This is a genomic window from Bradyrhizobium sp. CSA112 (assembly GCF_029051645.1).
GTDB lineage: Bacteria > Pseudomonadota > Alphaproteobacteria > Rhizobiales > Xanthobacteraceae > Bradyrhizobium.
The window spans coordinates 1-26,572 of record NZ_JAACFS010000033.1; the positions used below are offsets into that span (position 1 = coordinate 1).

Sequence of the window (26,572 nt, forward strand, 5' to 3'; positions counted from 1 at the left end):
CTCTCTTGGTCTCCCCCGAATCTTCATGCCTGTGCCGGCTTAACTCGATCGAACCGCCGTGGTACGGACCCGTATGCCCGGTGGTGTGGGAGGGGTGGCGTCGCGAGACGTCCCCCTATCCCGATCATTCCCGAAAATGAAATTGCAAGCTTTCGGGCCTTCAGACCCAAAAAGCTTGCAATCTCAAATCTCGCTCTGCTCCAAAAATGGACTCCCGCTCAATGGCTTGGGAGGTTCTTCACGGCCGACTCAATCGCCCCGCCATCGCCCCCGGCCGCCCGTTTCGCAGGGGAGCAAATTACGTGGCGCCACGACCCACTATTCAGGAATATTTCTCGCGAGGCAATGCGCTCTCATCCAGTTTGTTTGTCGCGCTACACCGCCGAGACGACGCACCTGAAGCGCTCCTCGCGGCAAAGCCGACCGAGCTTCTTGTGGTTCATGATAATACCCTGGCATCTGAGCAGGACGTGCAACCGTTGATAGCCCAACCGCCGGCGAATGAACGCCAGCTCGCGCAGCCGAGCATGTGCTGCCGGATAGTCCGATCGATGGCTTCTGACACCGCACCGACGTGCGATTAGCTCACACGCCCGCCGCTCGCTGAGGCCTTCAATGGTAAAATGTCGCGCTGCTGATCCCCTGTTTGCAGCACACATCGGCTGTCTTCCCCCCGGCTTCCTGCTTCCGCAAGTCCCGATGACCTGTTCTTCCGGGAACAGGCTCGGCATCATGTCCATCCCGCTCCAAGGCGATAGCGTCTACCAGTTTTGGGAGGAGATTGCGAGGCCCAAGTCAATTAGAGACTCCTCTAGGCTGATATCTCAATTGGAATGGCCTCATCTAAGAGGCGGGCAGGAAGGGGCCTATGCTAAGAGATGACCACTTTGCGAACGGAAGGACGTCGTCATTCCTGCTGGATCAGATTTTGCTGGTTCTGTCAGCCGTAACCACAGCAATCCTTTTCGCTTGGCTGCTATACTACAGCAGTTACGGTCTCGATCTCAGCTCAGAAGGTTTCTACCTCGCCTTCATCGCGAACCCATTCCCCTACGCTATCAATGTTTCGGCGTCCCTTTTCGGCTTCGTCTATCACTGGCCATATCAGTGGGCGGGCGGCGACATCGCATTGCTTCGCATGGCCAACGTCACGCTTATCATGGCACTGGGCTGGATCCTCAGCTTCCTTGTGATCCGGCGCCTCTGGACAGCGGGCTGGCCGCAGGCGGCGGCGCTATCGGCAGGGATCGCGAGCCTGGCATTATGCCATTTTAGCACTAGTAGCTGGGGGCTCTGGGGACGTACCCCCAGCCACTACGCACTGACCTTTCAATCGCTCTTGACGGTGATGATCGGCTTGCTGCTTGCCGATCGGCCAGGGCGCATCCGCCTGGTCTTGGGGTGGATCCTGGTGGGTGTTGGCAGCTGGTGCTGCTTCATGGCCAGGCCGCCCACCGCTGCGGCCATTGCCCTCGTCGTTATGCTCTATGTCATCGTCTTGCGCCGAAAGTCGCTGCTGCCCATGCTTGGCGCTGCGCTGGTCGCTCTCGTTCTACTGATTATTACCGCCTACTTGATTGACGGCGGCATCACCGGGCTCGTGACCCGTATGGTCAACAACGCTGAGATGGAAAGTCTGAGGGGTGACGGGCACGGGGTATCTCTCATGTTTCGGATCGACTGGCTCGCCACCAGTCGTTCGCAACTCGCTATCGCTGCGTTAGTGGCGATAGTCCTTCTACTCAGCATTCTCATGGGGCCTACGCACAAGTTGCTCTCATCGTTGGCTCTCGCTGCGGTGTTGATCGTAACAATAGCGATTGCGTTGCTGGGGCTTGATGCGATCAGCATCGATCTCTCGACCCTGTTCTTCGTGCCGGCCTTCACATGCCTTGGCGCGATGTTCTATCGTGAGGGATTGGTTCTGCGCACCCAGGGTCCCCCCAGCATCGCTCTAACGCTAACCTTTTTAGTCTTGCCACACTTGTCCGCAGTGGGCTCCAATGTCAATTACTGGATCGTCGGTTCGATGGATGCCTTGTTCTGGATGCTCGCTGTCGTTGCTTTCCTGAGCCCTCTTGCGCAACAGGGACGCAGCGTCGCCATCCTGCTGCCCCTGACGGTGTTGGCACAGCTGCTCACTGCATCAGTCATCAATGCTGGTATCCTCAAGCCGAGCCGTCAGGTGAAAGATCTGCGCGCTTACAACGCTGTCATGCGCATGCCGGGTGGTGGAAAATTGGTGCTTTCGCAATCCTTCCACGACTATCTGGCCACGGCCAGGACCCAGGCCCGTGCGGCCGGCCTTGAAGTCGGTACCCCGGTGGTCTATCTCACCGGCCGCGCGTCCAGCCTGCAGTATGTGCTCGAGACGCGACCGCTCGGTCTACCATATCTGGCCGGAGGATTTCCCGGCAGTAACGCAGCCGCGGTGGAAGCGCTCGGATTTGAGAACTGCGCCGATCTGGCCAAAGCGTGGGTACTGATCGAGCCGGAGGGCTCGTATCATCTTGACCATGCCAGTGTCATGGCATCCTTTGGAGCCGGGCAGGCGAACTACGTCGCCGCCGCTACGTTCGACCCCCCCGTCCTGAACGGGAATTATCCCGATGTCCTTCACCGGGTTTATCCGAATTCTGCGAGGCAGTTTCTGTTGAAGCCCGTACGCCCCGCCGCCCCGGCCGAGCAATCCTGCCGTGAAGCCAGGCGACAAAGGCCGGATCGCCAGAAATGGAGCCAATGGTGAAAGCTGTGATCCTCGTTGGGGCCTTGGAACCCGAATTTCCGAGGAAACCCACCTTCGGCCCAAGCCCGTGATCGAAATCGGCGGCAAGCCGATCTCTGGCACATTGACCTTGCCCCTTGGGCTTAATCCGATTTGAAACCGTTCTGGCCCAGATTAGGACCAGAGGATGAAGCGCAACCGCTTTTTGGAAGAGATGGTGTATTCGGTCCCGATCGCCTGACCTGTTTGCCGCGTAGCGCGTTTTGACTGACGATCATGGACTGATTCGATCCAAGGAGGAAAGTCATGATCTACTTCGGCCTCGATGTTTCGCTGAATTCCATTGCGATATGTACGGTGGACGAGACCGAAAGGCTTACCCAGGAGGGAACGACGTTGGCGGACGCGCCATCGATTGTGCAGTACCTCGAACCATGGGCTGGTCAAATTTGAGAGGGTGGGCCTGGAGGCAGGACCGACCTCAGAATAGCTGACCGCGAAACTAATCGAACTGGGTGAGCCGATGCCAGCCTGGATCTCGACGGGAACGGTCAAGGTAGCGATCGCCGACTGGGCGGTTTGCCTCCGCGCCGCTCACCCGGCTTATATCAGCTGGGGAAGTTCATGGCCAACCAGCTGCGACTGGCAAATAAATAACGTCGTCCGCTTGGGGCAGGGCACGCGAGCGTGCCGCGTACGGGCGGTCTTGTTACAAGGGATTGCGATCTGCGGCCGTTGCGGACGGCGCATGAGGTTGCGTTATTCGGCGCCGAATGGCGACTATCCGGTGTATTGCTGCCGGTCGGATCGGGACCAGGAAGGCAGTGCACTGTGCCAGGAAGTCCGGGCCTTGGCGGTTGATGCTCTGGTCGAGCGGGTGGTTCTCGACGCGTTGATGTCGATCAGATAGCGATCGCACTCGCGGCGGCGGGCGAACTGGAGGAAGAAAGCCGCCAGCTCGAGCGTCAGTGGGCACTTCGCGTGGAGCGCGCCCGCTATGAGGCCGAGTGCTCGGCATATGACGCCGTCGAGCCCGAGAACCGCCGTGTAGCGCGCTCACTTGAGCGGGCCTGGGAAGAGAAGCTGCGTGTCGTCGAGGCGGTCGGTCAGGAGCATGCGCATTGGCGCACGCAAGAGCCTCTTATGATTGGCCCGGCGGAACGCGCCGGGCTGCAAGAGCTCGGCGAGAATCTGCCGCGGATTTGGAACGCGCTACCACGTCCGCGGCCGATCGAAAGCGCATTCTGCGGCTTGTCATTCGCGAAGTCGTCCTTGATCAGAAGCGGACCCGAGGTCGTGTGTGCCTCAAGATCTCTGGCAGACCGGTGCGAGTAGCGAGCATCACGTGCAACGGCGCGTTCACACGTACCGCGACTAGATCGACATTGACCGGTTGTGGCAACGGATTGCCGAGCTAAATGCTGAACATAAAATGGATGGCGAGATCGCCGAAATACTCAATTGGGAAGGCTTTGTCGCGGCCCGAGGCTGCGCCTTCAAAAGAACGTTTGGCTGTTGCTCACCCACTTGGGCATTCCCACCGTCAAAATCAACGGCGTGAGCAAGAATCTGATGCGATCGCCCGACGGCAGTTTCTCGATGCAGGGCGTAACGGCTGAGCTAGGAGGAACTCCTCAAACGGTGTTCGATTATCTCGCGCGCGGATTGCTGGGTTCTTGCTGGAGTCAATGGCACTGATCCATTCGTCGTCATGTCAAGCTTCTTGCGCGAATTGAAGCAGATCGGGTTCGCCGGCGTGCAGAACTTCCCAACCGTCGGCCTGATCGATGGAGTGTTTCGCCAAAACCTCGAAGAGACTGGGATGAGCTATGCGCAGGAAGTCGATATGATTGCCGAGGCCAACAAACTCGATCTGTTGACTACACCATACGTGTTTAGTCCGGAAAATGCGAAAGCAATGGCGGAGGCCGGGGCGGATATCCTCGTGTGCCATATGGGGCTGACCACGGGTGGCGCGATCGGCGCTCGTTCGGTAAAGTCGTTGCAGGATTGCGTGACCCTGATCCACCGGTGCATCGAGGCGTCGCGAGAGATTCGCGACGATATCATCATTCTTTGCCATGGCGGCCCGATTGCCAATCCGGAAGATGTTCGCTTCATTGTCTACGCCTGCCCGCGCTTCCACGGATTCTATTCGCATGCGAGCAGCTGTGATGCGCAATAGTATGGCCCTGCGCGGCGATGCGCCGGACGAGCTCTGCAAATCTGCGGAAGACCTGCCGACGCAAGAACCGTGGCCGCATGCATTCCTGCGCGAGCCCCGCAAGCGGTGCGGCCCGTCATCGAATGTGATGCCGACCTCATGGTCCCTCAGAGAAAGAGATCTAGGAAGCTCTTCAATCCCACGCGGGCGCATAGGCCTTTGTATAGATAGGCAGCCACGTGACGTGCCGAGTGCCTCTTGCCGCAGGCAGTCGGTCCGTTTGTCACGGCGACGCGGCAAGCACCACCGTCGCAACGCCGGCGAGCCGTGAAGCTAAGATGTGGACGCCACATCCTCGCCGCGACGTTGAAAATTATGTTAACCCACGTCGTGTCGCACGTTACGCGATGTTTATAGCTGAGTTGCTACGCATCAACCGGTTTTCACAAGTTAGTCGGATCGAGCGCGCAATAGGTGGTCGTGTCCGAAGCAGCGGTGTCGCTGGGCGGTAGCGAAGCCGCTCACGACGCGCGCCCCCACATAGCGCCGTAGCGAGCGGCTTCGCGGGTGGTCCCGATGATCGACGACATGATGAACCTGCGCGCGCTCGTGGAGAAGATCCCTGATGCCGATCTGTTGCGCGAGATGATTGGCTTGCCGCTCCGACTGATGGAGCTCGAGGTCAAAGGCCTGACCGGGGCAGGTTACGGCAGGTCGGTCGATTGCCGTAAATTCTCCAGCCAGCGGATGCTCTCCTTCTGCTCGATCGGAACCCGTGTCGGATTGATCTTTCGCTTCAGCGCCGTCGTCCCCTTGAACTTCTTGCGCGTCCAGAACTTGATTGCCGCCAGTCCGAGCGGAAGCCCCTCGGTCGTCACGGCGAGACTCGAATGCATCAGGATGCCACACTGCGTGCGCCCTGCCGTCTTGCCCGTAAAGCCAATCAGATCCGGCTTCTCGCGCTTGAAGCTGAATTCTGTCGTGTCATGGAGGACGAGGATCGGTCCCTCCGTCGCCGTTACGCGCCCGCGCGTCGCCTCGAAATGACCGCAAAGAATATCCGCCTCGTTGACCCGTTCGTTGGAGAAGAAGCGATAGGCGGCCTTCGTGTTGGCCCAGTCCTGACAAACCAGCGGGATGCTTTGACCCATGTCGCTCCCGATTTGTGCGAGCAATTTGCAGAACCGGCGGCCAAGCCGCTCATCCTTAAACTCGCATCCCGCAGCTTCCCGATCAACCCACGTCTCGATACCGGTCGTCAATCGCTGAGCACGCGCCGCCGCGCGTTCCTTCACCAAGCCCATCGAGCACCCCACGCCTCCGAATCAGGTGCTCAACAACGAATCACAACAGGTTCAGCCGATTCAAGATTTCGCCCGCGGCGCGTCGTTCAAATCCGATGTCAAATGTGGGTAATTGAAAGCTCAATCGGCCGCTTACGCATTAGAAAGATGAGAAGCCTTAAATCGCCTGCCTGTTCTTTAGGCAGGAGTCGACCGAAAGGCGCATGCCTTCTCGCAAGGCGATGACGGGCGCATAACCGAGCATTTTTCTAGCCTTGGTGATATCGCACGCAATTGTCTTGTTCATTTCAGACAGGACATGGATTTTCTGGTGATAGATGCCGGCATACTGAAGAGTTACATCGACCATCGTTGCGACTACGGCCACAATGCTCGGCAGATGGACCGTGTTAGGCTTGACCGTCATGCCGAAATCTTCGTGCAGGACCTTGCCGACGGTCTCGACAATTTCGTTCATAGTGTACGGCGTCTCGTCCGCAAGCCAGAAAATCTCGCCCGCCGCATTTTTGTGAGCTGCGGCGAGCAGGATGCCCTGCGCCAGATTGTCGGTATAGCCCATCGAGCGGCGGTTCCGTCCAGATCCAACAATGGGAAACTTGCCGTTCTTGATCATCTTGAAAAAGAGGGTTTGCCTTGACGGCTGGTTGGGTCCGTAAAACCAGGGCGCGCGGACGATGACAATTTCTGTCGGGCTGCCAACGGCAATTTCCGCCCGCAGTGCCTTTTCCATCAGCATCTTGGAGCGGCCATATCCCATATATGGGTTATACGGGCTTTCCTCTGTGAATTTGTGATCCGGATGTGGGTTGCAGCCGATCGGCGAATTCGACGACATGACAATCACGCGCCGCACACCGACCTTTTGCGCTGCCGTAAGCAGATTGATCGTGCCTTGCGTGTTGATCGCTTCAAACTGAGCAACGGCTTTGGGATGAATGACCCCCGCCATGTGGATCAATACAGCGCCCTCGGCACCGGCCACGAATGCACGGACAGTTTCCATGTCCCGGACATCGCCTGTCACGATTTCGACGCTCTGTTCACGCAGTTGCGATACGTCTTCTCCCGGAAGCACGAGCGCCCTTACCCGGAAGCCTCCGGTTGCGAGAAGTCGTACTTCCGGCAAACCTCTCGTCAGCGCCGCCGCGATGCGCCCGCCCAGCCAGCCGGCGGCTCCCGTCAGAAGCACGAGGGGGGCATTCAGGGTTACCTGGATTGTCTCTTGCACATTAACCGCCCTCTCAATTTATGTCTCTTGCCGCTGAGCGGGCGCGTTCTTGTGCCGAATGACAGAGTGCTGCTTCCGCAACCCGGAACGCTAGGGCCATGATAGTCATTTGGGGATTGACGCCTGGCGCTTCCGGAATGAGGCTGCCATCGGCTACAAAGAGGTTTTCGACGCTACGCACCCGTCCGTAACTGTCGACGGCGCAAGAATCCTGATGCTCGCCTGGCGGGCAGCTCGAAAACAGGTGTACGGTCATCAGATTCGTTGCCCCTTTGGGCAGAGGCTTGTTCCAGAATTCATATACCTGATCAGGGCTCGTCCACCCTTCATGGCCGGATATGCTCGGGAACACCTTCCGGGCGCCGGCCGCAAACATGGCTCGGCTAAGTCGAGTGAGAACCTGGCTCAGAGCAATCCAGTCCTCAGGGGCGAGCTTGAAACTGACAAGTGGCTCGTTGAAGCCGGGAAGCGGTCTCACTGAGCCCACTCCGCGGGGCCGTATCATGCCGTAATACGAGCCACAAAAACGCCAGTCCCGCATCAGATCGCCGCGATTGGTCCAGTCTTCTGCAAGCGAGAGGCCAAAGACCGCGGGCGTGAATATCGATCCACCAATGCGTTGTTCCGGCATAAATTCGGTAATTGCCGCCAGAGGAAGCCGCGACTGATGTGCATCGACAGGCTCGTTAAACAGCGCCGTTGCCTTGATTGTCGGGTGAAGGCGCAGTGTATCGCCAATGCGTTTACGCGGGCCGGAGTAGCGCAAAAGCGCCGGGGTGTGAATTGCACCTGCGCAAACAAACACCATGCCGGCTTTTACGCGCACTGGCACGGCTTGTCCGCCGGCATCGCGTGACTGGGCGAGCACCTCTGTGACACGGCGTTTTTCAATTCGTATTTTGTCCACACGCGTTTGCGCCAGCAGCCGCATGCCGCAGTCCACCGCCTTTGGCAGAAGGGTCACCGCCATGGACTGCTTGGCGCCGTTCGGGCATACATAAGAACATCGGTTGGCGCCCTTGCAGCCACGTTGTCCCCGTTTCAGCTCCGACACTTTCCAGCCCAGCGCTTCGCCTCCTTGCCGCAGAATGTCAGTCGCACGTCCGAGCGGACCGGGGGTCAGGCTTGCATTTACCGCCGTCTCCGCGCGCTCGTAATATGGCGCCAGTTCATCCGGCGTAAAATTTTCGATCTTGTTGAGCTTGCGCCATTGATCAATGAGATCGCTATCAGTTCGCTGGGTAATAGCGCTGTTGATTTCCGTTCCTCCCCCGACGCAGCGGCCCTCCGCATAGGTAATGGGGGGCCGGCCAATTGCGGCGGTTAGTCCTCCGCTGCGCCAGGCTGCCGAAAATGCCTCTCTCGCGCTAGGAGACGCCGATGATGACGGAATATGCTTACCCTCTTCGAGCATGATCACAGATAAACCGGCAGCTGTCAGCACATCTGCAACGCTGGCACCGCCGCCACCGGAGCCGATAATCACCGCATCCGCTTCCAGTTGCAGTGCGTTGCTCAGATGAAAACTGCCTTTCATGTTCAAGCCTTTTGATTTTGTGTAGTTCGTACGGACAACAGCTTTGCCGCGACGGGCGTCTGCTCATAGAATGCAAGCAGCGTCATCGATCGATAAAGGCGCATGACGGACGTGATGGGACCGGGCGATCTCTGCAGAAGAGTATAAAATCTGTCTGCGCGGAGCGCGCTTGCTAATGGACCGCCCGCGCCGGCTGAAATCAAGAAAATGCAAAGGCTCAGGAAGACCGAAACGCTTCGAACCGCCAAACGAATATGAAACGGGGCGTCTGCAATGGCTCGGCTGACGCTTGCTACGACTTCAGTGACTACGGCCGGTTTTTCTTCCCCGTCGAGCAATGGCCACGTAGGCATCAGTGTTGCGAGGAGCACTCTATCGAATACCATTTTAGTCTCCTCGAGCCAGAAAAATAATGCCGGCCAAGACAAGACCGAGCCCGATCCACTTGTGCAGATGGAACGGTTCTCCAAAAATATAAGATGATGTAACCGCCAGCATTGCAAACCCGGACCCCGCCAAAATCGGATAAGCGACTGACACCTCCATGGAGTCGAGAGCCTTTGCAAATAACACGACGCTGATACCGTAAAATGCCAGTCCGCCTATAAAGCCAATTGAGAGAAACTTATCGGCCAGTCCGGCGTTGGCAGGCAGTGAGGTCCGGCTCCATTTCAGCAATAAATTGCCGATACAGGAATTCAAGCTCGCGGCAAGAACTGGGATCAGAGATTGCGCATTCATCCCGGGATCAGCCGCAAAACGTGGGGAACCAGCGCTAAAACCTGCTGTTTGACAGGCGACTTATGGTGGGACGCTCCGCGTTTGGTTATAGAAGCCTTATTGGCCCGATACCAATCATAGGCATCGATGATCATCTGAGAATTAGAGTACTTCGGCGTATATCCAAGTTCTTTTTGCGCCTTCGAAATATCGAAATACATTGATCGCCCGTACGCCAATGAATGGTAGGGGCCCAAGGGGGAGAGGCCGAGCGCACTTGCCAGATTCGCTGTGATGGTGGTCGGCCACATCGGAATAGATTTGATTCGGCTTTTGGTTCCGGCATGGTCGATTACCGCCTGCAGAAGTTCACGCATTGTGCCAAAGTCGGCGGCACCGATATTGTATTCTGCAAGCCCTTTCATGTCCGATGCTGCAATGCATGCCCATGCCAAATCATCCGGGTGAACGAACTGAAATCTGTTGTTCCCGTCAGCCAAAACTGGAACGTCGAGGCCCCGTTCTATCCAGTCAAACAGGATTTGGAAGATGCCAAGGCGGCCATGTCCGAGAATAGTCCGCGGGCGCACAATCGCCACATCCAGGTTATGGCGTTGCATTGCTTTCTTACAAATGATTTCGCCTGCCAGTTTTGCGCGTCCGTAATCTTCGGCAGGATTGGGTTCTGTCTTCTCTGTGACGGGATTCAATTTCGAGGCGCCATAAACAGCGGTGGAGGAAGTATATATCAGCTTCTCGACTCCTGCCGCAGCCGATTCGTCAGCAATGATCTGTGTGCCGTCCTTGTTGACGGACCAAAACAAGTCTACATCCTTGGCTAAGGGGTTTTGGGCAGCGTTGTGGAATACCTTATTCACGTCGGAGACTGCCTGTTTGACTGCGTTGCGATCCAGAATCGTGCCTTTGAAGAATTTTAAGTTAGGATGACTGAAGCTAGGGAAGTTCAGGTCGAACACACGAACGTGGGTTCCTTGCTCAAGCAACTGTTTGCTGAGCACTTGCCCGAAATATCCCGAGCCGCCGGTAACTAGAGCTGTATTCACCATCTCTGACTACACAAATCTCAAGAAGACTACTGGGAACACGTGTGTTCGCTGAGTCCTTAATTGGACCGCTAAGGGTTAAAGTTATTCGGTTCTAATCCCGGCGACGTGCTGGTGACGTCACTGGGTTATGTGCAGCGGGATCGGGACGTTGTACACGCGATGACATCCTCATCTATGAAATTCCTTTCTTGGTCGCTGGTTACATGATGCTTCGGACTAAGGAGCCAAGAGAGTAGGCGTTCCACGAGCCCGACGCCCTGAGGCGTTCGAAGCGACCGCGGCGGAGACGCGTGTTCTTAAGGCGGAACGGTCGCGATTCGAGCTGACCGGAGTTTCTGCAAGCGACGAGTGAGCGGATCGATCAGGTTTGTTAGTGAGAACTGATAGTGGTTGATGTTGCATGCCGAAATCCCCTCTGGTGATGCTTGGCCAGACCGCGATCATCACCAGTACTTGCCATACGTTTTGCATTTAGATCAATGACTAACCCTGGTAGTTGACCGCGGCGCAAACTCTGTATGTCGTGACCTTCCACTGCGTATTTCCTCGAGATGGAGTTAGAGTCCGGCCCGAAGAAGAACGGACAGATGAAGCGAGCAAGGTTCAGGAAAGAGCAGATTATCGGGATATTGAAGGAGCATGAGGCTGGGGCGAATACGGCCGACCCGGCTCGCAAGCATGGGATCTCCGAAGCGACGACCTACAATTGGAAGGCCAAATTCGCCAGCATGGACGTTTTCGAGGCAAAGCGGCTGAAGGCCTTGGGAGAGGAGAACGCGAAATGAAAAAGCTTTTGGCCGAGCAGATGCTCGAAGCGGCAGCGCTTCGAGAGCTCCTTTCAAAGAATCGTAGGCTCCGCCGTCAAGCGCGCTGCGGTCGCGCATCTGCAGGCCGTCATGCGCCTGTCGGAACGGCGGGCCTGCTCGATCGTGGGCGTGGATCGGCCGATGATCCGCTATCGTCCCAGCCGCCCTCCGGACACAGCTCTGCGCGGCCGGCGGCGAGACCTCGCCAACGAGCGGTCTCCAGGGGAAGGAGAGGGTCGCTCCACCCGCGCGTCCGCGCGCACGCAGCCTTCACTCACTATTGCTAGTCCCAACAGCAACGGTCGTGCCAATGGCATCGGGACGCGCTAAGCGTCTGGCTAAACTCTGAGAAACTCGACAGGGCCGCAAGGCGACAGTGTTTTGAACCTCACGAGCTTTGCGCCGCTGTGAGAAATTAGACACAAAGTTGCGTGCTTCCCACTGCTAGAAGAGCGTGCTTTAGGATCGTGGGTCGCCGAACGAAGCTCACCATTACCTCTCCTCCGTCGGCAAGGTCAGAGGAGAGCGATGATATGGATCGCGCGTCGAAGTAATAAAGGCCGTGGAGCAACAACGCATATTCGTGGTCGCCGACCGTGAAATCGACCAGCGCGAGCCGAGCCTTGGCGTCGCCAATCATGCCGCAGCTCCAGGTAGGCTTGCTACGATGATAAGCGCCAGCGCAATCAGGCCAACGGCGCGATCGGTCAGGATCGAATAGGTCGGCGCGCGGCAGCCTTGGCCGGTGCGGTTGACGAGCCACAGCCGAACCGCGTCGCCCCCGATCGATAACGGTAGCGTCTGGTTGAGAAGAAGCTGCCGATCATGTTGGAATGCCTTGAGGTCGCTTAGGGGCGCATGGCATAGACCAGAAATCTCGCGCCAACGCTGGCCGAGGAAGATCTGGAAGATGGTGAGCGCAATCACAATCCAGAGCGGGTTGGTATGGCACAGCCGCGACTGGATCGCCGCGAAATCACCCGCTCAGCGTGAGGTAAAGCAGCCCGACCGACGACGCCACCCGGGTTATAAAGATCAGAAATCCGCGCATAGCGAACTAGCTCGTGGGAGCCCCAAGAGCGGCGGTTCGCTACCGCCGCCTGTTCGTCCTGCTGCGGCGGGAAGGCGAGCCATCGGCGCGTTGCCCGCGAACTCACGGCAATCATCGAGCGACGCTGCAAGCCGGCAATGATCGTCTCCGACCACGGCACCGAGTTCACCTGCAATGCCACGCTCGCCTGGTGCAAGCATCGATTGGCACGTCATCGCGCCGGCGTTTGCGAAGATCTCAGCGTGATGACCCAGAGCAGTGCCGATTTCGATTAACGTATCGCCGAGCCCACAAAACGCGGGGACATAGCTGTTAACAATGGCACTGCGAGCGCGATGCAAATAGTGTCGCTCATGACCCGGAAGAGTCAATCAACTCTGTCCGAAAACTCGCTGCCGATTTGGCGATGGTCGGATACGCTCGCTTCAATCATTGGAGGCGCCTGCATAGCGCACAGTTGCGCAACAAGGAATAATCCGTATTAGGAAATCGTAAAGGCGGACGCTCCTACCACACCTGAGAGGTGAAGTTTAAAACCCGATGAGTTAACACCGGCGCTCCTTAAGCATTTGCGGTCCGCTATGCGTCTCGGATTTGCGACCTAGAGCTGTCAATCGTCGTGACTTGTTACACGGAGGTAGGGCGTGCCCCCGTTTCTGAGAGAAGATACTTCGCGCACAGGGTGTGCAGCCTTCGGCATCAGCTTTGGAGAGCAACATGGTGCTGCGTGTCGAGTCCCTCGCTCCTCCCATAAAGGTGGAAAGCTGGCTGCGCGGCCAGCCCCTCACGAGCTTCCAACCCGGGAAAGTGTACATCGTCCAGTTTTGGGCAACTTGGTCCCTGCCATGTATGGCGGCGATGCGCCATCTGGTACAGCTCCAAGAGAAATATAAACACAGCGGCCTTGAGATTATCGGAGTTGCAGCTCATGAACGCGCTCGAACGCCGGATGAGGCCCAAACCAAGTTGGATGCGTGGTTGACCAAAAACGTCCCGAATCCGAATTATCGGATCGGGTTCGAGTGCACGGGCGAAATGAACAACCTTTGGATGGAATCTGACTTATCTTGCGGGATTCCTACCTCGTTCGTCGTCAATCGTGACGGCTACATTGTCTTTATCGGTCGTCCGAAGCAACTCGACGACGTCATACCGAAAGTTCTCGACAGCAACTGGCGCACCAGCGATGCTGCTAAAGCTGCCAACGCGGAGTGTCCCAGCGACAAACCGTTGGTAGTAGATCTAGACGGATCTTTGCTGCTGACGGATGTGCTGTACGAGTCCTGTTTAGACGTCTTGCCTCTTGGGTTCCATGCGAATTTTGCGGCGGTCCGGGCTCTGGCCAATGGCAAAGCAGCTGTCAAGCATCATCTTGCCCAGGCTTCTGAACTGGATTATGCGACACTTCCCTACAACCCGCGCGTTATCGATCTAATTCAGGCAGCCAAAGCGCGGGGCAGGAAAGTTTACCTCGCTACCGCAGCCAACGCGAAGCACGCGAAGGCCATCGCAGATTACTTGGGAATCTTCGATGGTTGGTTTGCTTCTGACGCAAAAACGAATTTATCCGGATCTTTGAAGGCCGAGATACTCACAGTTGCCTTCGGTAAGAACGGATTTGACTACGTGGGCAACGGTCCTGCAGATTTTCCGGTGTGGGAGATTGCTGATAAAGCCTACGGTGTCGGTCTTTCCAATGCTGTAAAGAGTCGGCTCGTCGCGCTCAAGGGTAACTACGTCACATTAGATGACGGTAATGTGGGAACGCGACCGTGGTTCAAGGCCCTTCGGGTCCACCAATATGTCAAGAACCTTCTCGTTTTTGTGCCACTGGCGACCTCGCATCAATTTACGTTGGCTAGCATCACCACAGCTGTGATCGCGTTTGTGGCGTTTTGCGGTTGCGCGTCAGCCGTCTACATCCTCAACGATCTACTGGACCTTAGATCTGATCGCGCGCACGCTACCAAGCGTGCTCGCCCCTTTGCGAGTGGCCTTCTCCAACCTCGAACCGGCTTGCTTATGGTTCCGATGTTCCTCCTATTTTCTCTGATGCTGGCAACCACAATTTCACTTGAGTTTGTCTCCGTATTGGCTGGGTATTTTGTGCTAACGAGTGCGTATTCTGTCTATTTGAAGCGCAAGATGCTTTTGGATGTTATTGTGCTGGCAGTGCTGTACACGACGCGCATTATTGCAGGTGGCGTGGCAGCTGAAATTCAAATTTCGCAGTGGCTTTTCATCTTTTCCATGTTCATATTCACATCACTCGCGCTAATCAAACGGTATGTTGAACTGGCGAGGAGGCTCGACCGCGGCCTTCCGGATCGTTCAGATCGTGACTACAGGATCGGCGACCTTGATGTCGTTGCCGCTCTAGTTGCTGCCGCTGGTATGAACGCTGTCACGATCTTTGCACTCTATGTTACATCGTCCGATGTGCAGAGACTTTATCGACATCCGAAGGCACTATGGCTCATCTGTCCCATCCTTATCTATTGGATAGGCAGGGCGCTCATGATGGCGCACCGGGGTCTAATGGACGACGATCCCATTGTCTTTGCGCTGAGAGATCGTATCAGCACAAGTGCCATCGTCTTGATGATTGCCGTGGTTATCATCGCCATTTGACGCTCTCTAGATTTCCCCGGGGGCCGCGTTGCATTGATGCGTTCTGACCCTGCCACTGAACTTTCATCCAGCGGCGGTTAGAGTTTGGGAGTTTTGTACGCCAAGTGGCGCGGGTGGAGCAATGGACGATCGGCGGAGCTGGTCGGAGTTGCGTAGCCGGTCGTCCGTTGCGGAGAGGTGGGCGGCATAGGCCGCGGGGTGTTTCCAGTGACGAGTGGGGGTCGCTGAAGACTGTGGTCGGCGATCCAGGCAGCGATCGTGGCGCGGGCGTCGTCGAGATCGAAGAGCAGGGCTTCGTTGAGCAGCTCATCGCGCATGCTCCACGCGAGCATGGCATTGCAGGTGAACTCGGTGCCGTGGTCGAAGACGATCATTGCCGGCTTGCCGCGTCGTTCGATTGCCGTGAGTTCGCGGGCAACGTGCCGCCCGGAGATCGACGTCTCCGGAATGGCCGCCAGGCACTCTTTGGTCAACGTCGTCGACGATGTTGGGAATGCGGAAGCGCCGGCCGTTGGCAAACTGATCATGGACGAAGTCCAGCGACCAGTGCGCGTTGGGCTTGGCCTCAACCAGAATCGGAGCACGGGTCCCCACAGCCTTGCGGCGGGCTTCGTTGGCGAGGTCTCGCAGCCGGCCGCGCAGAGCCGTGTCCGGAGGGCGGCTGGGACGATAGCGGATCATCGGCCGATCCGCGCCCACGATCGAGCAGGCCCGCCGTTCCGACAGGCGCATGACGGCCTGCAGATGCGCGACCGCAGCGCGCTTGGCGGCGGCCCCTACGATTCTTTGAAAGGAGCTCTCGAAGCGCTGCCGCTTCGAGCATCTGCTCGGCCAAAAGCTTCTTCAGCTTCGCGTTCTCCTCTTCCAACGCCTTCAGGCGCTTTGCCTCGGAACCGTCCATGCCGGCGAATTTGGCCTTCTTGTAGGTCGTCGCTTCGGAGATCCCATGCTTGCGAGCCAGGTCGGCCGTATTCGCCCCAGCCTCATGCTCCTTCAGTATCGCGATAATTTGCTCTTCTGTGAACCTTGCTCGCTTTGTCCGTCCAACGTTCTGCGGGCCGGACTCTAACTCCATCTGGAGGAAATACGCAGTGGCAGGTCAGTTCGGCTCCATAAACTTGCGACAGCGCGCGAGGATAGGAATAGTTGACCGCCAACTAGCAGCTATCGCGTGCCCGTTAAGCGGGATTTGGACTCATCGGCTCGAGCTAGCGAGAAGCGCGCCGCCGGCCAACTTCCTTGTCGGACTGCTCGGCAAATTGCGGCCACAGCACCTTGATGGCGGGCAGCCGCAGCTCGTTGAGCAACACATTGAGAGGACCGGCGTCAACGGTGTTAGCCATGGTTTCTCAGCCATATGCCCAGGAAAAGTGGAGAATTGGCGCAGATACTACAACGAAGAGCGGCCCATGGGACGATCGGCAATCGACCGCCGATTTGCTGCAAAACCACGCCGGCGCAACCAGCCCGCCAGCGTGATAGAAGTGCAAACTCTAGTTCTGGGTGATCCAATTTCGGTCTCGCTGCACGAGGTGATGGACTCTACCAATTGTTGGAGGAGCTTGCGAAGCCCAGATCAGTTAGAAGCTCCTTGAGGCTAATCTCCATTGGAATGGACCTTCTCTACGAGGCTAGCAGGAAGGGGCCTATGCCAAGAGATAACCACTCTGCCAAAGGGAAGGACGTTTGTCAGTCTTCCTGGATCGGACTTTGCTGGTTCTGTCCGCCGTAACCACAGCAATCCTTTTCGCTTGGCTGCTGTATTACAGCAGTTACGGTCTCGCTTCTCAGCGACGAAGGTTTCTACCTCAACTCCATCGCGAACCCATTTCGCTACGCGATCAAATATTTCGGCCTCTCTTTTCGGTTTCGTCTATCACCGGCCATATCAGTGGGCCGGTGGCGACATCGCAGTGCTTCGCATGGCGAACGTCACGCTTACAACGCGCGGGGCTGGATCCTCGACTTCCTTGTAATCCGTGGCCTCTGGACAGTTGGCTGTATGCGGCGGTGCTACCGGCAGGGGATCGCCAGCCTGGCATTATGCAATTTTTACTGGGTGGCTGCTTACCCCCAGCTACTACGTGCTGGCCTTTCAGTCGATTTTGACGGTGATGATCGGCTTGCTGTTAGCCGACAGGCCAGCACGCATCCGCCAGGTCTTCGGGTGGATCCTGGTCGGAGTGGGCGGCTGGTGCTGCTTTATGGCCAAGCCGACCACCGCTGCCGCGATTGCCCTCGTCTATGTCATCGTTTTACGCCGAAAGTCGCTGCTGCCCCACGCTTGGCGCGGCGCTGCGCTCTCGCTTTAACGATCATTACCGCCTATTGATCGACGGCGGCAATCACCGGGCTGCTAACCCCGCATGATCAACAGCACTGAGATGGAAATTGCCGCGTGCCGGCCACGAGCTATCTCTAGTATTTCGGATCGACTGGCTCGAAATCAGTCGCACGCAACTCGCTATCGCTGGGTTAGTGGCGATCGCCCTTCTGCTGAGCATTCTCATGGGATCGACGCACAAGTTGCTCCGATCGCTGGCTCTCGCTGCGGGGTCAATCTTAGCGATGCGCTGCTGGGGACCGATCCGATCAGCACCAAGCCCTCGACCCTGTTCCTGGTGCCGGCCTTCACATGCCTTGGCGCGATGTTCTATCGTGACGGATTTGGTTCTGCGCACGCAGACTCCCACCAGTATAGCTCTAGCGGTAACCGTTTTGGTCCTGCCGCACCTGTTCGCACCGGGCTCCAATCTCAATTACGGATACCTCGGGGCCATGGTGCTGTGCGACCTGATCCTCGATGAACGCGCACACCCCGAGCAGGGCTTCCGGGCGGGCCGATGACGGGCTCGCCAGCACATGGATGATGGCCGCAATCATCGGCAGCGCGACGCGAGTCATCGCCAGCAAATCCGTCAGAGCGCTTTCTTTCTAGCGCTGAGATAGTACTGAGCCCCGAAAGGCAGATTACCCAGTAGCGAATCCATTCTGGTCAGGAATCTGCCAGCGGGCGGGACTGAGAAAATAGTTCGCGTGAAGACATCAGTGAATCCGGCGGCAGTGAACATGCGACGCAACTTCGCGGGCCGCAACAGGACGGCATCCTTGTCAACGTCGCATGTTTTGACGAAGTACTGCATCAGCGGATTGTAGGGATTGTTCTCAAAGACGAGCATTAGTCCACCGGGCGCGGTAACACGATACGCCTCGGCAACGAAGCTCTCCCATTGAAGCGGAGGGACATGGTGCATCACGCCGGTCGTGAAAACCATCGAAAACTGTCCATCGCCGTAGGGCAGTCGGCTGCCGTCGTACGTCGAATAGCGCACAAAAGAGTGCCGCGTCGCCGCCAATTTGACGCTTCGGGCAGACACGTCCACGCCGTGGAGTTCACGAAACCTGCCTTCAAGCCCGGGATGAAACGCACCGACTCCACAGCCCAGATCCAGCACATTCAGGCTTTCGAGATCAGCGAAATACCGCTGAGCCAGACGAAGGATATGTTCGCGCTTCACGTCGATGTAAAACGCGTGCTTTCGCCCTGCGAAGGTGAGGGCTTGATTGACCATCTCCTCGTACGAGTCGGCCCAGCCATCGAAATCTTCCGCAACTTGCCCCTGCGTCACATGGCCGGGCTTCGCAATCTCTCTGTCCATGGTCTACCAAGTCTTCCAGGGGGCTTGACCAGAGTTCCACATCGTTTCCAGCTCCCTCTGATCGTGCAGAGTGTTCATTGGCTTCCAAGAAGCCCCGATGCCGATAGGCGAATGGGTTCGCGATGGAGTTGAGGTAGAAACCTTCGTCGCTAAGATTGAGACCGCAACTGCTGTGGTATAGCAGCCACGCGAAAGGATTGCCGTGATTACGGCGGACCTAGCCACCAAAGTCGATCCAGCAAGACTGACAACGTCCTTCCGTTGGCAAAGTGGTGTCTCTTGACATAAGGTCCTTCCTGCCAGCTTCGTAGAGGAGGGCCCATTCCAATGGATATCAGCCCCAAGGAGCTTCTAGCTGACCTCAGCCTCGCAATCTCCTCCAAGAATTTGTAGAGTCCATCACCTCAGTAATCTCAGGCCGACAAACTGGATCATATTTGGTTAGAGTTTTGTGCTCCGAATCCTCTAGGCTGGGAGGAGCGGGAGAGGATGAGGGCTTCAAAATTCTCGAACGCCCAAGCAGCGCACGATTGCGGACATCTGCGGAAGGCCGGGATCAGACAGGCGAGTTATCTCAACCGGAAAATAGTACGACGGATTGCTGCCGATTGAGAAGCAGCGATAGAAGCAGCTCGAGGAGGAGAACAGCAAGCTGAAGAACTGATGGCTGACCTGTCGCCCGACAGACGCCTAACCAGTATCTCATAGAATGTGACCAGTCGGAAGGTGACGCAAGTTGCCGAACCGTGATGATCGCGAGGCTACCCCATCCCCACACCGACGAGGCCAAGAGCTAGCCAAACATCAACCACTTCAGCGGCTGGTTGAACCACGAACTACATTCTGGCAAATCCAATCAGCAAGACCGCGCCAGGCCCTTTACTCACCGTTTCCTTTAGGACGAGCATCGTAAGCTTCCGACGATGGGATACGCGGTAGCGAAGCAGTTCGGCGGAGGCAGCAGCTCGGGTCGCCGACCTCTTCGGAGGCTGTTGCCAAAGGGCGTCGTTGGTGAGGAGGCGATCGCGCGAGCGGGAGTTGATTCAAGCATTCTTGACATGGTCAATTGCTGGAGGCCCACATCTCCGCGATTAATTCAGGCAGCTAGCAAGAGAGCCGTGCACCGACTGCGGTGAGACGATTGCGTCTCCGTCGGACATAGGGATGCTGCTGGAGGTGTAGTTCTCCGACTTGCGCTGGCGTGCCGCCCGTCTGACCACTCTCACGCGGGAACAGGAGGTGTCCACAGACTCTAGTGGATCAAATCTGACATTTGGTTTCCCAGAAGGATTCCCGATGAACCGATTGCATGCGAATCTGGCGCATGCGAACGGGTATTTCCATCATTGTTACTCCGTCCGACCGCTTCCGTTGGGGGCGCTCGTGCGGGATCGCAAACTGCCGCAGAAGCAGGTCTGGCCGGCCGAGATCGTCTTGTTGAGCGCGAACGGGCTCGGCACCAATGAGAACATCCACCGGACCCGGCAAGTCCAAGACCTGCGTCTGGCGTTGGTAGGGCGCTTCATGCAAGAGGGCTTGGAGGGTCTGCTGCGCGACAAGACACGCCCCTCGCGTATCCCGCCGCTCGGAGCGGACGTTGCGGCACGCGCGGTGGCTCTCACTCAGGCCGATCCGCCAGGAGATCCTCGCGCAAACATTCTGTGATGCTCGGATATTGCGAAAGAGTGCAATGCGTATCGAGGGAGAACGCGCGTTTGCGCAGTTCCGCATCGTGGAGAATCGGATGATCACGCCAGTTCGACGGAAATGGAGCCCGTCAGAATTGTTTGATGATCTGACGCCGGTGATGTTCACCGCCGATCCATCAGTTCTGCGCGCACGTTGGAACAAGTTGTGGCCAGAATTGTATACCGAATATGAGGCGAGGCATCTGAAAAAGGAGTTGTCCATCCGTAACTTGATCGCTACCGAGGAAGCTGCGGCATTCTTTGATGCCTGGGCCGCGGACGAGGAGCGTCACACCGATGGCTTCATCCAAATTATGGAGCTCATTGCTGATGGATCCGAAAAGGATCTTTGGGAGAGATTGGACACTCGACCACATAATTTTAGCGTAATCAATGAATACCTGAAAGAGGAATTCTCTGTCATGGTTATGATCGCCTTTGATGAAATGTGTACCTGCCACGCCTATGCTGCGGATATGGGTTTTTATGCCGGACTTGGGAGCAATCGATTCGTTCGTTGGCTAAGGGAGGTGATTGCCGACGAGGCAGTTCACTCGATGAACGCGGTTAACGTTATCCGCGCCCGCTACTCCGATCGCATCCGCGAAGTCGGCGCAATCCTCGACGGCCTAACCAGCGGTGTCGCCGATGAGTCGGACTATGGCGGCACTTTCGTTCTGGATTACTTCGGCGAGAAGTACACGAAGGAGATGCTAGCCAACTGCCGCGCCACGATCCTGAGAAATGTCGCCAGGCCGCTCAAGAGCGCAGAGAGCGAGAGCGACTGAACCGACGGCGCAGCCGCAGCGGAATTTTCCGGCGGCCGAAGCGCGCAGCCTGCTCCTTCGGCTCCTCATGACAGGCGCCCGCGTAGGGAAACAACAAGCGTCAAATGAATGCGATCGCGCCAGGCGTCGATGCATTGATTGTTTGCCGTTTCGGCGTCCCAGATCTGTTTAGACACACAATTCCGCCAGATGGTCGGATCGGCAATGAGCCTGCCATTGGCCTCCAGCGCATGCCGCAGCTGGCTTTGCTTTATGCCTACACCCCTGAGCTCGTGCGATGCATGCTGAGGATCGGGATGCTGGCCCCCGGATATTGGCCGACATGGTGCCGATTGACCGGGATCTGCTGACTGTAGAGGAGGAGGCGATCAAGGGGACCCGGGTCATGTGGACAATGTTTGGTGGACGGTTTCTGTATTGCGATGGCGACAGCGCACTTGATCTTTCCGGTCCAGACGGGGAGAGCGGATGAAGGCGTGGGTCACCTACCTCGAGATGACGGACCCGTCGACGGTAACGAGGGTTCCGCCGCCTGAGCCATCGCTCTCGATCGCCAGAGGGCGACTCGCGGTGAAAGATTACCTGCAGCTGTTCCGTTTGGTCGGAGACCGCCTTCAATGGGATCTCCGGGCGCAGCTCATCGGCGGGCCGGACCTGATCATCCTCGTGTTGTGCGTCGGCGGCGTTGCCTGTGGTCTATGTGAGTTCCGCCAGCAATCCAACCGCGAACTGGAGCTCCTGCATTTCGGGATCGATGCCCAGCTTGAGGGACGAGGGCTTGGGCGATATTTTCTGTCGGAGTGCCTAAGAACTGCATGGGCTGACCGGCCAGGCCGGATTTGGCTTCACACAGACGAGTTTGACAGCCCGAAGGCGCTGCCCTTGTACCTGTCCGCTGGGTTCTCGCTATTCGCGAAGCGATATGAGGACGTCACGGATTACTGAGCGGAGCTTACAGTGGCGCGTGCGCGTCTGCGCGGGCTGCACCTTGTCGATGATTGACAGCAAAGGGGGAGGAGAGGCCACCGCCAAGCATCTTTCCAGCGGTCTTCCCGTTGCGTCAAATCGCTCAGCGTAAGCGGATTCGTTGCCATAGAAATCGAGTACCGCGTCGGGCGGTTTGTTGCTGGTTTTTCGTCGAGTTCGGTGTCGTCGAGCTCAAAGTGCGCGAGACGATATGGACGTCTTCTTCCGGAGCTGATCAGATCCGAGTAACCAGCGGTCATTCGGCGCCATCGGCACCACCATCGGCGCCCGGGTCACCTCGGCGGGGATTGTCATATCGAACTTGTCGGCTCCATCTGTTTGGAATCCTGCGTAATGGCGCCAAAAAACGCTGAATTTGTGCGACATTTGGTGCCTGCCTGCAGGATTGCAGGAAAACAACGATTAGAATGGGTCGTCCCAGTAAGGAGATGCTGATGAAGGTCGGTGTTCCCAATGCGCCGCGGTCGAGGATCTGCTTGTGCAGGTGAGCTGCGGCCTGGCGGGCGCTCTGCCGGCTGCGCTCTACGGCGAGGGCGCTCCATGAGGATCGACTGCGAGGTCCACGCCTTCCGCCGAGAGAGCCGGCGGCCCGCGCCCGTCATCGACGGCTCCTTGGAACAGCTGGAAGGCGCCGCACGCGACTGCGCGATCACGGGGCTGGTCCTGGTCCAGCCCGCCTTCCTGAACAGCGACCCGACGGAGCTCTTCGCCCAGGCGAGGCAGGCCCGAATGCCGGTGAGGCTGATTCCGCCCCTCGTGCAACCGCTGGCGCCTGAGGTCCTGGAGGAGTGGGGCCGATCAGGCGCCGTGGGTTTGGCGTTAACTTTCGACGATCCCGATCCACTGGCCGAGTCCCTCGAGGCTGCCCTTCAGCTGGGCCTGCACTTGGAGGTGTCCGGCGGCGTCGAAGGACGTGAGCGCCTGGCAGAGCTGCTCCTGGCTGACGGCCATCGCCTGGTGTTCCGAGGCTTCGGACTTGCGGACAGCACCCGCGATCCCGCCTGGGATCCGCGCCTGGAGCGGCTCCTCGCTCTCGCTAAAGGCGCGGAGGCGTGGGTGAAGCTGTCGGGGATCGGACGCGTCCCCGATGGCTGGGCCCAGGCAGCGGCGGGTAGGATGCTGGAGGAGATCGGGCCGGAACAGTTGCTCTGGGGGTCGGAGTGGCCGCACGTGACGGCCGACCACGCCTATGCGCCATCCTATTCGGAGACCTTGGAGTGGCTTAAGGAGCTCGTCCCAGATGAGGACGCCCGAGGGCGGATCCTCGGCGAGACGTCTGCTGCCCTCTACGGCTTTCGGCAACTCGGACCTGTAGACCTGCGGAAATAACGAAATGAGTATCTCCACGGCGGGCCCGTGTTCAGGGCTCCGGTGGCGCCGAAAAACTTCGCTTGAGGAGAGTCGGCTGATCGAGGCGGTCCATCAAGGCTTTCTTAGAACCTACATGGCAGTGCGCGTAGAACCAGTAGAGCGCAACAGGCAGGCCGGCACCGGAGTAGGTTGTGCTATGGATGCAGGAATGCAGACGACGGGTGGAGGTTAGGGGCTGGATGCCATGTCTGATCGATTTCCAGTCTTCGAGGTTTTCTTAAAACAGCGCGGGCGAACGTGGTTATGGTCGGTCTGCACGAGCGAAGGCACGCTGGTAATGACGGGTTCAAGAAGCAGCCGATCCGCTGCCAGCTATGAAGCCAACCGGGCGCTTTTTCTATTGCTGCTGAGCGCGCCGTATCGTTCGCGCCTTTCGGCTCGATCGATCCAAGCTAACCAAGAGGCTCGCCCTCGGCGCTCGCTTCCGCCCAAACTTTAGAGGTACGTGACTTTCGAGAAACGGCCCGCTCATAAGCCGTTCCCGTCCGGAGGCGCTAGATTTAGGAGACCGGCTAGCGTTCGGCACTTGCTAAAGGCTTCCTTCATGACGCTCGGTTTGTTCTCGGTCGAAGCGACGCAGAACCTAACCACAGGAGAGACGATCGGCACGATCGCCTGCGCGCCGAAAAAACACTTCGCTTGAGGGGGAGCCGGCAGATCGAGGCGTGCCCATCAAGGCTTTCTCAGAACCACACGGCAATGCCCGTAGAACCAGTAGCCGCTGGCGGAGATTCACAGTGAGAGGCTCCTGGGAGGACATGCACACCCTTTACCTTAACTGCATTGTGTCTCGACTCGGAGTTAACGCGACCAAGACAGCGCGCCATTTCTGGGGATTGCGTTTTGGTCCTCAGAAATCCGGAACGACTTTCAAGCGAGCTTCTGTAGGCGATGCCCGAGTGCAGTGAGCCTGCTAGCGAACTCGGTCAGTTCGCGAACACCGAATTCACCAAAAACGAACTCATCGAGTGCTTCCTGTTGTGCTGCCAGGCTCGCGAGATGCTTGTAAGTCTTGTCCGTCAGCGACATCTGTACGCGAGCATCGCTTGTGGAGGGCTTGGCCTTTTTTCTCTACCAGCTTTGATTGGTCCGTGACGAATGAAGAGGTCGACGTGCATCAATAGATTAACTTGAACACCGTTTCCTGTCCAAGTCCGCCAAAGGCCATCAGGATCGTCCACTGTCGCCCAGTGATGCCAAGTACATTGGTCCGGAATTGGCGAAGTTCCTCCAGACCACATTGATGGATCTGATCTCCCACGGATTCGCCTGACCACCTTCCGACTCTCAGCAGAGCTACTACACCGACCGCTCTTGCTAGGTTAGGCAAATCCGGCGGAATCGTATGTCAGCGTTTCCATCCTTGGCTTGTTTCCCCTTAGCGCAGATTAAGAATAGGGACAATGCCGCCGGAGGAAGCAGATCAAATCGTTCGTACGTTTCGGACAAGAGTGAAGCGTCACGAATACAGCGACGGAATAAAGACGCCTTCCGTACGTTGTGTACAGACATATTCCTTCGACTTCGGGCTCGGCCGATATCGAATCGGGGCGCTACGATTTCGCGCGTCTTCATCAGGTAACGGCCACTACGTGGCACTCAACGACCTGCAGAGCCGTTCGCACAAATCCATCGCTAAATCAGAACGGTCCATCGCATTAGTTGATCTCTGTCACCGGCTTATTGCTTCCCAACGATACTGGGGCGGCACAAACGAGTTCCGCCTAGGATCAGGGGCATGGCATTTCGAACTAAGTGCGTTGGCGGAGGGTCTTCCTGTGCTCCTCCAGCTCGGCTGCGCGCCCTCGTGGGCGTGTCTTTATCTGCGGGAGCTCGTGTGACCTACGAGGCCGGATGGATCCTTCGCCAAATGCGCGGTGAGGTCATTGGGAAGTACGGCGATTATGTTCAAATGGTAGAGCCGGAATGAGCTCGGTCGAAAGCATCTTCCAGGAATTCATCGATGCGATCCAAACCGCAACCAACGCGGATGAATTCGAGCGTGTCGCAACGCGGCTGACACAGAGGCTGGGCTTTCAGCGATTTGCCTATCTGCGCCTGACCGGCGAGACGCCGATGTTGATCTCGTCCTATCCAAAATCCTGGACCAGCCGGTACTTCCAGCTTGGGTATCAGCAGCTCGATCCTGTGGTGCGCCGCGCGCGTGCCGAGCACGCGCTGTTCAGCTGGGGAGGCGAGGCGTCAGCCCTAGCCGGAAACCGCGAGCAGCGCCGGTTCTTTGATGAAGCGACGACCTTCGGGATTAGATCAGGCATCACTGTGCCGATCAGGGGCGGATTTGGGCGGATGGCCGCATTTACGCTGGCGACGGGCGACCGCGACGTTCACCCGGAGCGGCTCGTGGCCGACTGGAAGGATCTCGTACAACTCGTCGGGTTGTATTTTCATAGTCAGGTCGGCGCCAAACTTGACATACCCTCTACCGGTAAACTCGCGGCAAGTGAACTCACTCAGCGCGAGCACCAATGCCTTGCATGGACCGCGCAGGGAAAAACTGTCGCGGATATCGCGGTGCTGGTCCAGATTGCGCCGCGCACTGTAGTGTTTCATCTTGAGAACGCTCGCCGCAAGCTCGGTGCAGCATCTATTGCCCAATGCGTCGCCGAGGCCTTGCGACGCGGTTTGTTGTCCTAATCATCCACACCCTCTGATTTCGCGCGAGATGCGCAAGAGACCTGGCGCTCGTCGCGCCAACCTGATCTACAGCCCTGTTCGATCTGGATGCTGAGTATCTACATGGATCGCGCACGCTCGTGGTTCCCGACGCGAACGGGGTTGTCGGTGGAACAGCTGACCGTATTCACGGCATGGTCCTTGTTCGCTTG

General features: G+C 57.6%; 21 protein-coding genes and 7 pseudogenes. 14 read left to right on the plus strand and 14 right to left on the minus strand.

The window, feature by feature from the left end; genetic code table 11:
• Positions 1-378 precede the first annotated feature (378 nt).
• A pseudogene (locus GWE18_RS33210) lies at positions 379-527 on the minus strand (IS3 family transposase); the annotation flags it as partial.
• Between the two features lie 341 nt (positions 528-868).
• On the opposite strand from GWE18_RS33210, the gene GWE18_RS33215 reads away from it, so the two are divergent.
• The 5 genes and pseudogenes from GWE18_RS33215 to GWE18_RS33235 all read left to right on the plus strand — a co-directional run.
• Positions 869-2,746, plus strand: coding sequence for a hypothetical protein (locus GWE18_RS33215; RefSeq protein WP_275189911.1), 1,878 nt, complete (start codon positions 869-871; stop codon positions 2,744-2,746).
• Positions 2,743-2,840 (plus strand): annotated as a pseudogene (locus tag GWE18_RS33220) (glucose-1-phosphate cytidylyltransferase); the annotation flags it as partial. The gene GWE18_RS33215 and the pseudogene GWE18_RS33220, both read left to right, overlap by 4 nt.
• 191 nt (positions 2,841-3,031) lie before the next feature.
• Entirely contained in the window at positions 3,032-3,178 is a 147-nt protein-coding gene (locus tag GWE18_RS33225; RefSeq protein ID WP_275189912.1) for a hypothetical protein, read from the plus strand.
• Between the two features lie 1,219 nt (positions 3,179-4,397).
• Positions 4,398-4,901, plus strand: a pseudogene (locus tag GWE18_RS33230) (phosphoenolpyruvate hydrolase family protein); the annotation flags it as partial.
• Between the two features lie 564 nt (positions 4,902-5,465).
• Positions 5,466-5,600, plus strand: a pseudogene (locus GWE18_RS33235) (IS256 family transposase); the annotation flags it as partial.
• Here the strand turns inward: GWE18_RS33235 and GWE18_RS33240 are convergent.
• The 6 genes from GWE18_RS33240 to GWE18_RS33265 form a co-directional block, all read right to left on the minus strand.
• Positions 5,594-6,193 (minus strand): transposase DNA-binding-containing protein, encoded by a 600-nt coding sequence (locus tag GWE18_RS33240; RefSeq protein WP_275189913.1) that lies wholly within the window; start codon positions 6,191-6,193, stop codon positions 5,594-5,596. The pseudogene GWE18_RS33235 and the gene GWE18_RS33240 overlap by 7 nt on opposite strands.
• Before the next feature lie 157 nt (positions 6,194-6,350).
• Positions 6,351-7,421 (minus strand): NAD(P)-dependent oxidoreductase, encoded by a 1,071-nt coding sequence (locus GWE18_RS33245; RefSeq protein ID WP_275189914.1) that lies wholly within the window; start codon positions 7,419-7,421, stop codon positions 6,351-6,353.
• Positions 7,422-7,434: 13 nt separating this feature from the next.
• On the minus strand, positions 7,435-8,958 hold the full coding sequence (locus tag GWE18_RS33250) for a GMC family oxidoreductase (protein WP_275189961.1): 1,524 nt from the start codon (positions 8,956-8,958) through the stop codon (positions 7,435-7,437).
• A 2-nt stretch (positions 8,959-8,960) separates the two neighbouring features.
• Complete coding sequence (locus GWE18_RS33255) at positions 8,961-9,344, minus strand: hypothetical protein (RefSeq protein ID WP_275189915.1); 384 nt, start codon at positions 9,342-9,344, stop codon at positions 8,961-8,963.
• Position 9,345: 1 nt separating this feature from the next.
• Complete coding sequence (locus GWE18_RS33260) at positions 9,346-9,699, minus strand: SMR family transporter (RefSeq protein ID WP_275189916.1); 354 nt, start codon at positions 9,697-9,699, stop codon at positions 9,346-9,348.
• Positions 9,696-10,745, minus strand: a complete 1,050-nt coding sequence (locus GWE18_RS33265; protein WP_275189917.1) for an NAD-dependent epimerase/dehydratase family protein — start codon at positions 10,743-10,745, stop codon at positions 9,696-9,698. The genes GWE18_RS33260 and GWE18_RS33265 overlap by 4 nt, the downstream gene beginning before the upstream one ends.
• Positions 10,746-11,332: 587 nt before the next feature.
• Between GWE18_RS33265 and GWE18_RS33270 the strand changes: the two are divergent.
• Positions 11,333-11,764 (plus strand): annotated as a pseudogene (locus tag GWE18_RS33270) (transposase); the annotation flags it as partial.
• Positions 11,765-11,966: 202 nt separating this feature from the next.
• Here the strand turns inward: GWE18_RS33270 and GWE18_RS33275 are convergent.
• Together GWE18_RS33275 and GWE18_RS33280 are read right to left on the minus strand one after the other, a co-directional pair.
• Positions 11,967-12,191 (minus strand): hypothetical protein, encoded by a 225-nt coding sequence (locus GWE18_RS33275; RefSeq protein WP_275189918.1) that lies wholly within the window; start codon positions 12,189-12,191, stop codon positions 11,967-11,969.
• The gene (locus GWE18_RS33280) at positions 12,188-12,478 is read right to left on the minus strand and encodes a hypothetical protein (RefSeq protein WP_275189919.1); all 291 of its coding nucleotides are present in this window, start codon (positions 12,476-12,478) and stop codon (positions 12,188-12,190) included. Before GWE18_RS33280 ends, GWE18_RS33275 begins: the two co-directional genes overlap by 4 nt.
• A gap of 198 nt (positions 12,479-12,676) precedes the next feature.
• On the opposite strand from GWE18_RS33280, the pseudogene GWE18_RS33285 reads away from it, so the two are divergent.
• Positions 12,677-12,808 (plus strand): annotated as a pseudogene (locus GWE18_RS33285) (IS3 family transposase); the annotation flags it as partial.
• 511 nt (positions 12,809-13,319) lie between these two features.
• Complete coding sequence (locus GWE18_RS33290) at positions 13,320-15,233, plus strand: UbiA family prenyltransferase (protein WP_275189920.1); 1,914 nt, start codon at positions 13,320-13,322, stop codon at positions 15,231-15,233.
• 63 nt (positions 15,234-15,296) lie between these two features.
• On the opposite strand, the pseudogene GWE18_RS33295 reads toward GWE18_RS33290, so the two are convergent.
• Both GWE18_RS33295 and GWE18_RS33300 read right to left on the minus strand, forming a co-directional pair.
• A pseudogene (locus GWE18_RS33295) lies at positions 15,297-16,308 on the minus strand (transposase).
• 133 nt (positions 16,309-16,441) lie between these two features.
• Positions 16,442-16,576: a hypothetical protein gene (locus GWE18_RS33300; protein WP_275189965.1), complete on the minus strand. Its 135-nt coding sequence runs from the start codon at positions 16,574-16,576 to the stop codon at positions 16,442-16,444.
• Between the two features lie 741 nt (positions 16,577-17,317).
• On the opposite strand from GWE18_RS33300, the gene GWE18_RS33305 reads away from it, so the two are divergent.
• Positions 17,318-17,545: a hypothetical protein gene (locus GWE18_RS33305; protein ID WP_275189921.1), complete on the plus strand. Its 228-nt coding sequence runs from the start codon at positions 17,318-17,320 to the stop codon at positions 17,543-17,545.
• 391 nt (positions 17,546-17,936) lie between these two features.
• Here the strand turns inward: GWE18_RS33305 and GWE18_RS33310 are convergent, their stop codons facing one another.
• Together GWE18_RS33310 and GWE18_RS33315 are read right to left on the minus strand one after the other, a co-directional pair.
• Positions 17,937-18,137, minus strand: a complete 201-nt coding sequence (locus GWE18_RS33310; protein WP_275189922.1) for a hypothetical protein — start codon at positions 18,135-18,137, stop codon at positions 17,937-17,939.
• 14 nt (positions 18,138-18,151) lie between these two features.
• A complete protein-coding gene (locus GWE18_RS33315; RefSeq protein WP_275189923.1) occupies positions 18,152-18,892 on the minus strand; it encodes a class I SAM-dependent methyltransferase in 741 nt (246 codons plus the stop codon).
• A 1,296-nt stretch (positions 18,893-20,188) separates the two neighbouring features.
• On the opposite strand from GWE18_RS33315, the gene GWE18_RS33320 reads away from it, so the two are divergent.
• From GWE18_RS33320 to GWE18_RS33335, 4 genes are all read left to right on the plus strand, one after another.
• Positions 20,189-20,557, plus strand: coding sequence for a hypothetical protein (locus GWE18_RS33320; protein WP_275189924.1), 369 nt, complete (start codon positions 20,189-20,191; stop codon positions 20,555-20,557).
• A 25-nt stretch (positions 20,558-20,582) separates the two neighbouring features.
• Entirely contained in the window at positions 20,583-21,368 is a 786-nt protein-coding gene (locus tag GWE18_RS33325; protein ID WP_275189925.1) for a hypothetical protein, read from the plus strand.
• Between the two features lie 468 nt (positions 21,369-21,836).
• A complete protein-coding gene (locus GWE18_RS33330; protein ID WP_275189926.1) occupies positions 21,837-22,313 on the plus strand; it encodes a GNAT family N-acetyltransferase in 477 nt (158 codons plus the stop codon).
• Between the two features lie 582 nt (positions 22,314-22,895).
• Positions 22,896-23,684, plus strand: a complete 789-nt coding sequence (locus GWE18_RS33335; RefSeq protein ID WP_275189927.1) for an amidohydrolase family protein — start codon at positions 22,896-22,898, stop codon at positions 23,682-23,684.
• A 912-nt stretch (positions 23,685-24,596) separates the two neighbouring features.
• On the opposite strand, the gene GWE18_RS33340 is transcribed toward GWE18_RS33335, so the two are convergent.
• Entirely contained in the window at positions 24,597-24,755 is a 159-nt protein-coding gene (locus GWE18_RS33340; RefSeq protein WP_213255477.1) for a hypothetical protein, read from the minus strand.
• Positions 24,756-25,652: 897 nt separating this feature from the next.
• Here GWE18_RS33340 and GWE18_RS33345 point away from each other — a divergent pair.
• Positions 25,653-26,381: a LuxR family transcriptional regulator gene (locus GWE18_RS33345; RefSeq protein ID WP_275189928.1), complete on the plus strand. Its 729-nt coding sequence runs from the start codon at positions 25,653-25,655 to the stop codon at positions 26,379-26,381.
• Positions 26,382-26,572: the final 191 nt, after the last annotated feature.

What these genes read in the sequence shown, in the direction of transcription:
- GWE18_RS33340 (WP_213255477.1), bottom strand. Translation starts at nt 24,755, where the DNA reads ATGTCGCTGACGGACAAGACTTACAAGCATCTCGCGAGCCTGGCAGCA.
- GWE18_RS33240 (WP_275189913.1), bottom strand. Translation starts at nt 6,193, where the DNA reads ATGGGCTTGGTGAAGGAACGCGCGGCGGCGCGTGCTCAGCGATTGACG.
- GWE18_RS33325 (WP_275189925.1), top strand. Translation starts at nt 20,583, where the DNA reads ATGCGTATCGAGGGAGAACGCGCGTTTGCGCAGTTCCGCATCGTGGAG.
- GWE18_RS33275 (WP_275189918.1), bottom strand. Translation starts at nt 12,191, where the DNA reads ATGATTGGCGACGCCAAGGCTCGGCTCGCGCTGGTCGATTTCACGGTC.
- GWE18_RS33225 (WP_275189912.1), top strand. Translation starts at nt 3,032, where the DNA reads ATGATCTACTTCGGCCTCGATGTTTCGCTGAATTCCATTGCGATATGT.
- GWE18_RS33320 (WP_275189924.1), top strand. Translation starts at nt 20,189, where the DNA reads ATGAACCGATTGCATGCGAATCTGGCGCATGCGAACGGGTATTTCCAT.
- GWE18_RS33215 (WP_275189911.1), top strand. Translation starts at nt 869, where the DNA reads ATGCTAAGAGATGACCACTTTGCGAACGGAAGGACGTCGTCATTCCTG.
- GWE18_RS33315 (WP_275189923.1), bottom strand. Translation starts at nt 18,892, where the DNA reads ATGGACAGAGAGATTGCGAAGCCCGGCCATGTGACGCAGGGGCAAGTT.
- GWE18_RS33265 (WP_275189917.1), bottom strand. Translation starts at nt 10,745, where the DNA reads ATGGTGAATACAGCTCTAGTTACCGGCGGCTCGGGATATTTCGGGCAA.
- GWE18_RS33255 (WP_275189915.1), bottom strand. Translation starts at nt 9,344, where the DNA reads ATGGTATTCGATAGAGTGCTCCTCGCAACACTGATGCCTACGTGGCCA.
- GWE18_RS33330 (WP_275189926.1), top strand. Translation starts at nt 21,837, where the DNA reads ATGAAGGCGTGGGTCACCTACCTCGAGATGACGGACCCGTCGACGGTA.
- GWE18_RS33335 (WP_275189927.1), top strand. Translation starts at nt 22,896, where the DNA reads ATGAGGATCGACTGCGAGGTCCACGCCTTCCGCCGAGAGAGCCGGCGG.
- GWE18_RS33310 (WP_275189922.1), bottom strand. Translation starts at nt 18,137, where the DNA reads ATGACTCGCGTCGCGCTGCCGATGATTGCGGCCATCATCCATGTGCTG.
- GWE18_RS33260 (WP_275189916.1), bottom strand. Translation starts at nt 9,699, where the DNA reads ATGAATGCGCAATCTCTGATCCCAGTTCTTGCCGCGAGCTTGAATTCC.
- GWE18_RS33250 (WP_275189961.1), bottom strand. Translation starts at nt 8,958, where the DNA reads ATGAAAGGCAGTTTTCATCTGAGCAACGCACTGCAACTGGAAGCGGAT.
- GWE18_RS33300 (WP_275189965.1), bottom strand. Translation starts at nt 16,576, where the DNA reads ATGGCTAACACCGTTGACGCCGGTCCTCTCAATGTGTTGCTCAACGAG.
- GWE18_RS33290 (WP_275189920.1), top strand. Translation starts at nt 13,320, where the DNA reads ATGGTGCTGCGTGTCGAGTCCCTCGCTCCTCCCATAAAGGTGGAAAGC.
- GWE18_RS33345 (WP_275189928.1), top strand. Translation starts at nt 25,653, where the DNA reads ATGAGCTCGGTCGAAAGCATCTTCCAGGAATTCATCGATGCGATCCAA.